The sequence below is a fragment of the Aeromonas sp. QDB14 genome (genome assembly GCF_027707845.1).
GTDB classification, from domain to species: Bacteria; Pseudomonadota; Gammaproteobacteria; order Enterobacterales; family Aeromonadaceae; genus Aeromonas; species Aeromonas caviae.
This window is the reverse complement of the sequence record NZ_JAPCJD010000006.1, coordinates 95,692-106,287: the sequence shown is the minus strand read 5'-3', so window position 1 is coordinate 106,287 and position 10,596 is coordinate 95,692. Positions and strand designations below refer to the sequence as shown.

Genomic DNA, 10,596 nt, shown 5'->3' with positions numbered 1-10,596 from the left:
GAAGGGTACCACCAATCAGCAGTTGGCCACCTCTCGCCATTCATCCATGAGTGTCGCACTTATTATCTGAATTCCCGAAGCACTCCCTCAGCTCTCACTGTCGCCTCTGCTTCAGGCAACAGGGCAAAACGCAGGCGGTCTACCGCAACAGGATTCACCATTACCGAATTTTCTAGTCCCCAATTCCAGACATCACGTGGAGTAAACCCTACTCCATCACGCGACATCTCGAAATTATGTGAGCTAACCCGTTGACGATGATTGTTGGAGTAAATAATGATTTTTATAAGCCTCGCCATAAATTGCTCATAGGTTAGAAAAGGGCGACGAGATGCATGTTGGTCCTCCTTTTGTGGGTTTTTTACGACCTTACCTGCCTCAAATGGTATTGCTAACGATTGAATAATATCGAAAGATTTTTCAATCGTTCCTTTCATATCACCACGGTGATACGCATTAAAATTTCCAACAGTGATACCAATAAGGCCACGTAGCAGACTTGAAATATTACTATCCGTATTTTCAGAACCCCGGTCGAATGTCAATTCACGACACGGCAGTTCACATGGCCAGTCCTCATCTTTGATATAAACGCCATACTGATGACAAAAGGCAACTTTATTGCTCATTGCATTAAATAATGCCTGACTAGCTCCATGCCAGCATGGTGATTCAAAACCAACATGCAAGCCAACAATCATGCCACTGAGAGTATCAATGACAAAATAGATTACTGGTCGGCCGGTACTCAGTAATTCATCTTTGCTGTAAGGGTATCGAATATAAACATCAGCAATCGTGCTATCAATTTCATAACGTGACGTTGGTTCACGTAGACCTGCACACGCTAGTCCTGGTTTACCTGCATGATCTCGGGCGTAATTGATGTCCCCAACTCGCTTTTTCAAAAAAGTCAGGCCACTGACAAATTTTCTCAAATGCGCTTTAAAACTTCTAGGTGAAATAATATTCGCTCTAGGGAGGACCATGCGTGTCTGTTCTGCAATGTCGGAATCCTTAGCATTCGGTGGACGGATGACAACCGATTCATACTTTATACAATAATCCTGATATAACTCTGACAATTTCACTCCAGCACCAGACCGAATGGTTTTAGAAAATTGCTCAATTTGTTTAATATCTTGTTGAGTCACGCCACGGTATGGGGTGCCATAGCGAGTTTTTGGCCCGGTCTTTGATCTAATACAAACTGTTCCATTCTGTATCATTGGCTGAATGGGTAACTGATTGGCTTTACCACACATGAAATAACGAGGTAGTAGTGAATTTTCAATCCCACCATATTGAAAGTAACGATTCAGTTTACTGGCAATGTATTTTTTGCTCAGACCAGATAATTCAATTAGTCTCTGCAAGATGCCACTCTTGTCACCAAAAAGATAACGATGTAGTAACTCAGGATCCTTAATTAGAGGACTGAGGGCCGCAATAGCTTTGTCGCGATCCTTAATCCATGCAGACTCAAGTTGTGAATCTGGCGTCAGTAGGATTTTCGGAAAATCATGATCTACAAGCGTTAGACGTCCACTACGAATAGAGGCTTCCGTTTCAGCAATAGACACAACAAATGGGCGTAAGGGAACGTTAACTAACAAATTACTTACGGCCAATAAGCCCGTATCCCAGCATATGGCAACAATCAATAATTCTGATTTATCATCAGTAGTTGAAACCAACTTTTGGTTAATTCGCATAATCCACCTCTAAAGATGGCACTGGCCGATACAACTCTATTCGTTGTGTTAAGTCAACTTTCAGTTGATGGCTATAAACAGCATATTGAAAAACTGATAATACTTGCACATCGGGAATATTCAGTCCCTGAGACACTTTCTTGACCAAAATTAATAATGTACTTGAGGGTGAATGAATCAGGTGGTGTCTAAAATCCCTCAACATTACATGGTACATATCTGTTGTAGTCTGAATATATTCAGGCTTATCGAAACACTCTCGTAGAAATATCAAATTGTAGATATAGTTCTCGTTGAAATGCTGTTCTGTTATCAGCACATGATCGATTTTCTGAGTACGCCAGTATTCGATAGCTATTTGCTCTTTTTCCCGTGTACGGCTTACGACTCGGGGATTAGTAACAGCAGGATCGAGTGCCGCAGCGTATTTGAAGCTATATGGCGTTAAAATAAGCTTATCTTTATTCGTTCTTCGAATAATGACAAAATCCTGGGTCATCGTCTTGGCCGGTATTAGCCCGTCGAATTTTGCTCGCTCTTTATAATTGCCAGGATGGACAATGTTCAAAGAGGCTGCAATTTCTAGCGTTTGATGTAGAGGCAGTGGGTACTGCTCCATGATGTCGATCACCGTTGGGTCGTGTTCGAATGCAAAAAATGGGAGTCGCTCGCCACGACTGAGCAAGTGGTGCTCACGACCAGTTTTATAGCTATGCACAATCTGACCCTGGCCGTGGGTATGGGACTGTCGCACCGTGACCCAAGGGCGATAGCCCCCCGCCTTGATATCCCGTGCATACCGCTCCACTTTGGAGATTTCTGCATCCGTGATGACTGGTTGTTTGACCCTCTGGTTTTTCATGACCGCTCCTACCTGATTTGCATACAACCTAGTTAGCAGACAGGTGCGCGTCAACATGAAGAATTCTCGTAAGCCAATGTTTTTTCTTACTTATTTTTATGAATATTAAATATTTGCACTTTTTTGTTGCAATTTACAATGCGCTAAATTTTTGAAAATTCCCCTTTTCAAACAGTAACCTATTAATTTTTATTAATTAATAAAAACACTTCCCGATTTATTATTAGAGATAATAAATATGGCAACTTTTATTCCATTTTTGACATAAGAGAATTTGTTCATATAGAACATCATTCTGAGGTTACAAGCTCCCAAGCACAGAAAACATGACCATGAAAGCCTCTATCGACCCCCTTCCAATCCCTTATATGAAGCCATCCGTTTCAAAAAAAACAGCCCGGCAGGATAGCCTGCCGGGCTGTGTGGACAATCGACAACATAGTGATTCACGTTAGCAAACGCGCCGCCATGCCATCCAGCTTCGCTTTGGTCTTTTCCCAACCGGGCATCACCTGACCCATCAGCCGGTAAAAGTGCTCGCTGTGGTTGTGCTCGGCGATATGGCAGAGCTCGTGCAGGATCACGTAATCGATACAATCGCGGGGTGCTTTGACCAAATGTGGGTTGAGCGTGATCCGGCCATGGGGGGAACAACTGCCCCACTGTGTCTGCATAGTCAGGATGCGCAGTGCTGGTCTGCCCGTGACCCAGATGGCTTGATCCAGCATGGCGTTGAGGCGTCTGGCAAACACCTCTTTGGCACGGGCCTTGTACCAGTCTGCCAGCAGCTCACGAACTTTCTCGGCGCTACGTTGTCGAACCGACACCTCCAACTTGCCACGCAGCATTTTGACCCCCTGCACCGAATCAGGGGCTTCGATCATCTTGAGCAGGTACTGTTTGCCGAGGTAATAGTGGCTCTCACCGCTGATGTACTGGCGTGGGGTGACGTGCTCCAACTGCTGGCGAAAGTCGCGTAACTGCTGGTAGATCCAGCGTCCGCGCTGCTTGACCGCTGCGAGAACCGCATCATCAGCCGCCTCACGCGGGGCCGAGACTACGACGCGGCAATCGGGATGCACCTTGATAAGCACCTTGCCTCTAGCCTGTCTCCGTTGCACCCGCTCGAAGGCGATCCGCTCATCGCCGTAGCGAAAGCTAAAGGATGGAGCTGGAGCCTGGGGCTGAGCATCGCCCTTGACCCGAATAGGCACATTCATCTGATCAGACTCCGCTCAAGCCGGCTCGGGTGATCTGCACCACCATCTCGACGATCTTCTTGGCCTGCTCCATACCACTGCCGATTGCTTTGCACTCCTGGAACATACGCGGCAGCAACTGCTTGCGAATACCCGCCTCGATGTTCTGCGGGTTGATGGAGTGCTCGGCCACCGATGCATCCACGACCGTATCGACCTCGAAGGCCAGCTTTATCCATTTGTCCTGTACCTGGCTGTCGGCGATGGCAAACACCTCAGGCAGCACCTTCTTGAACACGCCAAAGTAGGCCTGAGCGTGGCGATGCCCAGCAAAGGCGTCAGGAATGTCACTCAAGCGGCGCTCCTGTACCTGCTCTTCGAACTCCCGAAACAGCATGTACTGCTTGAGTGGGTGCTCGAACACCTTCTCCGCATCAAGGATGGCCTGGCGCAACAGCGTGGAGAAGGCCTCCTGCGCATAAGGGTCGTCACGCAGCTCCTGCTCAATCATACGGGTGACCCGCGTTTTGATGATGTCGGTCTCGTTGCGGGTCTTGTTCTCGTTCCACTCTTCTGGCTGCTGCTGACCCATCTTGCCGACTTCATAGACGCCACCAGGCTCTTTAACCTCTACCCCGACCACATGCTTATCCAGCAGCTTCTTCACCTGCTCGGCATATTCGTCGTAGTCCACCTTCTCACCTGCATCCTGTTGCACCAGTTGACGCAGGCTGGAGAGCTGTTTCACCGTCTCCTTGTAGTGACGGCGATCCGCCTCGCTAAAGGCGCTGTCCTCGAAGAAAGAGGCCGATTGCAACGCCACTTTCAGGCAACTGGCAAACCCCGTGAGCGCCTCGTAGAAGTCTTCTCGCACCTTGAGGTTCACATCCACCAGTTCGCCGTCCAGTTCCTCCATCTTGGGCACCAGCACTTGGCGCAATTGCTCGATATCCTGCTTGTTCTTTACCCCGGCGAAGATACCCCACAGGGCCTGATAGAGCTGTGGCAGCCGCTTGTACTCGGTGCCCATCTGGTTGTAGAGGCCTTTGAGATCGTCAACGTCATAGCCGCCTTGGGTGCGGGAAGCGAGATCCTGATACTTGCCGATGGTGGTATCCAGCTCGGATAAGATGCCGCGATAGTCGATAAGCAGACCAAATTTCTTCTTCGGGTGCAGCCGGTTGACCCGTGCAATGGCCTGGATCAGGTTGTGCTCTTTGAGTGGCTTGTCGATATAGAGCACGGTGTTCTTTGGTTCATCGAAGCCGGTCAGCAACTTGTCCACCACGACCAGCAACTTGAGGGGATCATTCTCATCGGCAAAGCGTTCGATAAGCGCCTTGGAATACACCTGCTCATCCTGAGTGCCGACATTCTCCTTCCACCACTGGGTAACCAGCGGGGTAGTTGATTCATCGACCTCGGTGTTGCCTTCACGACTGTCGGGCGGACTCATCACCACCGCCGACTCGAACAGCCCCGCCTCGTCGAGGTACTTTTTATAGAGCACCGCCGATGCCTTGCTATCGCAGGCCAGCTGTCCCTTGAGCCCTTCATCGATATTGGTAGAAAAGTGACTGGCGATATCGAACGCAATCAGCTTGATGCGATCCTCCGCGCTGTAGATCTCGCCCTTGCGGGCAAATTTGCGTTTCAGATCGGCCTGCTGCTGCTCGTTTAACCCCTGGGTGATACGCTCAAACCAGCTGTCGATAGCCCGCTCGTTGACCTCCAGATCGGGGATGCGCTCCTCATAGAGCAGCGGCGTCACCGTTTTGTCCTCAACCGCCCGCTGCATGGTGTAGGCATGGACGATGGGGCCAAACTTATTGGTGGTCTTGTCATCCTTGAGAAGCGGCGTGCCGGTAAAAGCCACAAACGCGGCGTTGGGCAATGCCAGCTTCATGCGGACATGGTTCTCGCCCCCCTGGCTGCGGTGGCCCTCATCGATCAGCACGATGAGATCCGGGCTCTTGTTGATGCACTCCGGCAACTTGGTCGCTGAGTTGAACTTCTGAATAAGCGAGAAGATGATCCGCTCGCTGCCCTTACCGATCTGCTCGGCCAGCCGCTTGCCCGAGGTAGCCATGGCCGCTTCTTTATCTTTCTTGCCCGCGAGTTCACCGCTGGAGGCAAAGGTCTTGCTGAGCTGGCTCTCCAGATCCACCCGGTCGGTCACCACCAGCAGGCGACACTGTTTCAAACTGTCGTGCAGGATCAGAGCCTTGCTAAGGAACACCATGGTGAACGACTTGCCCGAGCCGGTGGTGTGCCAGATCACTCCACCTTCTCTCCCGCCATCTGGGCGTTTCTGGTTGATACGCTCGATCAATCGCTTGATGCCAAACACCTGCTGGTAGCGGGCGACTATCTTGCCCGCCTTCTTGTCAAACAGGGTGAACAGCCGGGTCATCTCCAGCAGCCGCTCCGGAGAGAGCAGGCTGATGAGCAGCCGATCCTGATCACTGACGGCCAGCTCGCCCGCCGCAACCAGAGACTGATACCAGTCCAGATAGGCGGCGGGCCTGTGGCTAAACAGGGCAGAGAGTTGTTCGGATGAGAGCGGCTGATTCTTGATGACCGTCATCGCACCATCGCCGATGTCCTCCTCACGCCAGGCGGCCCAGAACTTCTCTGGCGTACCGCAGGTGCCATATCGTCCCTCGATACCGTTGATGGAGAGCAGCAACTGGCTGTAGGCAAACAGCAGCGGGATCTCGTCCGGGCGCTGGTTGCGCAGGCTCTGGGATATCCCCTCCTTGATGGTCGGCCCTTTCTTGGCATTGCCATCGGGGCGCTTGGCCTCGATCACCACCAGGGGCAAACCATTGACGAAGCAGACGATATCCGGGCGGCGAGCCTCGATACCTGCCGAACGCATCACCCGAAACTCTTCGGTAAAGGTAAAGCGGTTGTTGTGCGGGTTGTGCCAGTCAATGAGGGGGATGGTGGGGCTCACCTTCTTGCCATCAACAAACTCGGTGACCGACATGCCATAGAGCAGGTGGTTATAGAGCCGCTCGTTGGCCGCCTGCAACCCTTCATTGAGTGCAGGACTGCACAGTTCGCTCACCAGATTGTCTACCGACTTAGGGGAAAGCGGATAGCTTTTGCCCGCAAACACAAAGGTGCGCTCGGCCAGTACGCTGCGTAGCTGTTGACGCAGCACCACCTGATCGGCCTTGCCATCCCGCGCCACCAGCGCCTGTTCGGGGGAGAGGAACGACCAACCCAACTGGGTCAGCAGGCTCAGGGCCGGGATCTTGGCACTGTACTCTTCCTGGAATTTCGGTATTGGTTGTGTCATTACCCATCCTACTTCTGTCTGTTCCGGCGAGCGGCGTCCCGCTCATCACTGACCATCATCAATGCAAACAACACTGCTTGAACTTCTTGCCGCTGCCACAGGGGCAAGGATCATTGCGACCCACCTTGGGGGAGGCAATAACTGGCGAGGGAGGCGCGACAGGTTGGCGCTGGGCCAGAAAATGGGCGTGCAGCCGCAAGGCGGCGGGGCCCACCTCGGCCACCGTCTGCTGATGTTCCTCAAGGGAGAGGCTGGCCAACTGCGTCATCTCATCGTCACTGCCATGCAGGCGGATGACTTCCAACCAGGTGTCTAGCTCCTCTGGCAATTCAGGCCAGTTGCCGAGCGCCACCCCGCGCAGATAGCCGAAACACCACTCCTCAGCGATCTCGACCGGGGGCTCAGTATTGGGATTGACCATTAACAACGGCTCGAAGTTATCCGGTTGATTGCAGAGGGTGTGGGCCAGCAGATTCATATGACCGAGGATCAACTCAATGGCCCGCTTCATCTCCCGCTCAGATTGCCATTTGGGCTCAACACCGCCGCCCCATAAGATCGGCCACCAACGGCTTATCGGCACCAGTTCGGGGCCGGTGACGATGGCGGCCAGAAAGCCATCCAGTTCCGACAGCGTCAGCACCGAATCATCATCGCCATAATCCAGCAACCGCTGCTCCAGCCACTCGGTCTCGCTCTCGGTCAGGGGATGGATGGTGATTTTTTTCATGCTACCGCCTCCACCCTGACCCGCCGCTTGCCGGTCAGCAGTTGTTGCATCAGGGCTTGCTTCTCCTGCTTTAAGGCATCGAGTCTTTGTTGCAGGGCTGTGACTTCTTTATCTGCGGTGGAAAGAACAGAGGCGATTTTTTGTTGTTCTTCCTTAGCTGGGATACTCAAATAAATGCTATTAAAGGTGGATGTTTTAAATGCGATCCTTGTTCCACCTTGACTTAATTTATTGACTTCTCTCATCATTACGGAGCTATTGAGCAAATAACAACCAAACGTGGTGTCGATATTGGTGAAGCAAAAAACTCCATACGCAGGACTGATTAATGCGTTATCTAAAATTGTCTGCTGATTAAAAACAAATATGCCGTCATCAGACATGCTTCTAAATGTTATATACCCATACGGAACAATTTTGTAACCCGTATTATCTTCACTAGCCACTTGTTTCTTAAAATAGTCCTCTTGGAGAAAAAGTCCTCGTCTCGATGAAGTAACGATCGGAAGCTGATTATTTACCACTGATTTTTCGCTATAGATATCCGTAAAGCTACTTAATTCAAGTCGTTTCCACTCCCCACAAAACCTCACCCCATTGTTATCCAGCAGGCGTTTTTTTCCGGTGAGCAGTTGCTGCATCAGTGCCTTTTTCTGCTGCTGACTGTTAGCCAACAGTTGCTCGGTGATGGTGATGGCCTTATCCCAAGTGGAGAGGATTTTGGCAATTTTTCTTTGTTCGGGCAGAGGAGGTATTGGCGCTACAAGTTCTTGCACCTGCTTTGCAGACAAATTAGCTTGTTTTGTGCCCCCAGGGAATGAATATAATCGTGAAAGAATCACTTCACTTCGCAGTAAATTTAGTAAATAACCCGCACTTGTTTTTTTCTTAGGAACAAATTTCATTACTCGCTGATTCAATAGTGAATCTGGCGCATGAGATGGTATTTCTACTGTAAATCCATAGTCGCGTTTACCCATAGTCCCCGTCATAGACATGACCAGATCACCGGGTCTCACCAGAAATCTAGCATACTCATCCTTGAATGACTCAGGTAGATATTCTGGATTTCGTTCAAAATCTAAAGTGTTTTGATATAAATTACCCATTCTGAGCAAAGGAATACCCGTAGGAGTAAAGTCGCTACTTTTAAATGCGAACCCCATAACGGTATCTGCTAATTCACTTAATGTACCAACCGTCCACCCCTTAGGCACCATAACCCAGCTCCTTCAGATAGTTGGCCATCTCGATTTCCAGCTCGGCAAGTTGGGTTTTCAGTTGTTCGCGCTCGGCACGCACCGCAGGCAGATCGATCTCCTCTTCCTCCTCGAAGGTATCCACATAACGGGGAATATTGAGGTTGTAGTCGTTCTCTTTAATCTCTTTGAGCGAGGCAAGATAGGCATATTTATCGACATTGCCGCCGTTGCGATAGGTAGCGACAATCTTGGCGATATTGTCCGCGCTTAACAGGTTCTGGTTTTTACCCGCCTTGAACTCGCGGCTGGCATCGATAAACAGCACATTGTCGTCCACCTTCTGCTTTTTAAAGATCAGGATGGCGGCTGGGATGCCGGTGCCGTAGAAGAGCTTCTCCGGCAGGCCGATCACCGCATCGAGCAGGTTTTCATCGATCAACTGCTGGCGAATTTTCCCCTCGCTGGAACCCCGGAATAGCACGCCGTGGGGCACCACCACCCCCATGCGCCCGCTCTTGGGCTTAAGGGTTTCAATCATATGGAGGATAAAGGCGTAATCCCCTTTGGTTTTGGGCGGGAGCCCGCGCTTGAAGCGACCGAACTTATCATTTCCCGCTTCCTCATAACCCCATTTATCCAGCGAAAAGGGCGGGTTAGCGGTCACGATATCAAAGCGCATCAGATCGCCGTTTTTATCCAGCAGCTTGGGGTTGCGGATAGTGTCGCCCCACTCGATTTTGTGGTTGTCTTCCCCGTGCAGGAACATGTTCATCTTGGCCAGCGACCAGGTAGAGCCGATGGCCTCCTGCCCATAGAGGGCGTAGTGCTTCTCGCCATGGTTTTCCACCACCTTGCGGCCGCACTTCATCAAGAGTGACCCCGAGCCACAGGCCGGATCGCAGATGGTGTCGCCCGGCATCGGCTCCAGCAACTCGGCGATAAGATCGGAAACTTCGGGCGGGGTATAGAACTCCCCCGCCTTCTGGCCGCCACTGGCGGCGAAGTTCTTGATGAGATACTCATAGGCGTTGCCGATCACATCCAGGGTACCGACCCGACTCGGTTTGAGGTTGAGCTCATCCTTGGCAAAATCTTCCATCAGATGGCGCAGTATGGTGTTCTTCTGCTTCTCTTCGCCGAGGCGGTCGGTGTTGAAGCTGATGTCCTGAAACACGCTCTTACCCGCGTCTTTGAGCTTGGTGCCATTGGCCTCTTCGATGGCGTGCAGCGCCTGATCGATCCGCTCGCCGTTGCCCGGTTCAAAGCGACGCTCGAACAGGCTGTAGAAGCTGGCCTGTTTGGGCAGCACGAAACGCTCGTTTTTGAGCATCTCTTCAATGAGCTCCGGCTCATCGCCATATTCAGCCTTGTAGCCATCGTAGTGATCCTGCCAGACATCGGAGATGTATTTCAGGAACAGCATGGTGAGCACAAAATCTTTATAGGTATCAGGGCTGACAGTGCCCCGGAAGGTATCGCAGGCAGACCAGAGGGCCTTGTTGATATCGTCCTGGTTTATCGAGGTAGTCATAAGTCACAATTCCTTGGGTATTTCTTGGAAAAATGGGCTGCTCAGCGAAA

7 protein-coding genes are annotated in these 10,596 nt (G+C 51.0%); all 7 read right to left on the bottom strand.

Features of this window, described 5'->3' with window-relative positions; translation table 11 throughout:
* Positions 1-62: 62 nt before the first annotated feature.
* The 7 genes from PG887_RS03570 to PG887_RS03540 all read right to left on the bottom strand — a co-directional run bounded on the left by PG887_RS03570 (position 63) and on the right by PG887_RS03540 (position 10,546).
* Positions 63-1,715: a transposase gene (locus PG887_RS03570; protein WP_270821190.1), complete on the bottom strand. Its 1,653-nt coding sequence runs from the start codon at positions 1,713-1,715 to the stop codon at positions 63-65.
* Positions 1,705-2,577: a TnsA endonuclease N-terminal domain-containing protein gene (locus tag PG887_RS03565; RefSeq protein ID WP_134695609.1), complete on the bottom strand. Its 873-nt coding sequence runs from the start codon at positions 2,575-2,577 to the stop codon at positions 1,705-1,707. The genes PG887_RS03570 and PG887_RS03565 overlap by 11 nt, the downstream gene beginning before the upstream one ends.
* Positions 2,578-3,023: 446 nt before the next feature.
* Entirely contained in the window at positions 3,024-3,797 is a 774-nt protein-coding gene (locus PG887_RS03560; protein ID WP_270821189.1) for a M48 family metallopeptidase, read from the bottom strand.
* 4 nt (positions 3,798-3,801) lie between these two features.
* On the bottom strand, positions 3,802-7,083 hold the full coding sequence (locus tag PG887_RS03555) for a type I restriction endonuclease subunit R (protein ID WP_270821188.1): 3,282 nt from the start codon (positions 7,081-7,083) through the stop codon (positions 3,802-3,804).
* Between the two features lie 58 nt (positions 7,084-7,141).
* Positions 7,142-7,813 (bottom strand): UPF0149 family protein, encoded by a 672-nt coding sequence (locus PG887_RS03550; RefSeq protein WP_270821187.1) that lies wholly within the window; start codon positions 7,811-7,813, stop codon positions 7,142-7,144.
* On the bottom strand, positions 7,810-9,033 hold the full coding sequence (locus PG887_RS03545) for a restriction endonuclease subunit S (protein ID WP_270821186.1): 1,224 nt from the start codon (positions 9,031-9,033) through the stop codon (positions 7,810-7,812). The genes PG887_RS03550 and PG887_RS03545 overlap by 4 nt, the downstream gene beginning before the upstream one ends.
* Entirely contained in the window at positions 9,023-10,546 is a 1,524-nt protein-coding gene (locus PG887_RS03540; RefSeq protein WP_270821185.1) for a type I restriction-modification system subunit M, read from the bottom strand. The genes PG887_RS03545 and PG887_RS03540 overlap by 11 nt, the downstream gene beginning before the upstream one ends.
* Between the last annotated feature and the right edge of the window lie 50 nt (positions 10,547-10,596).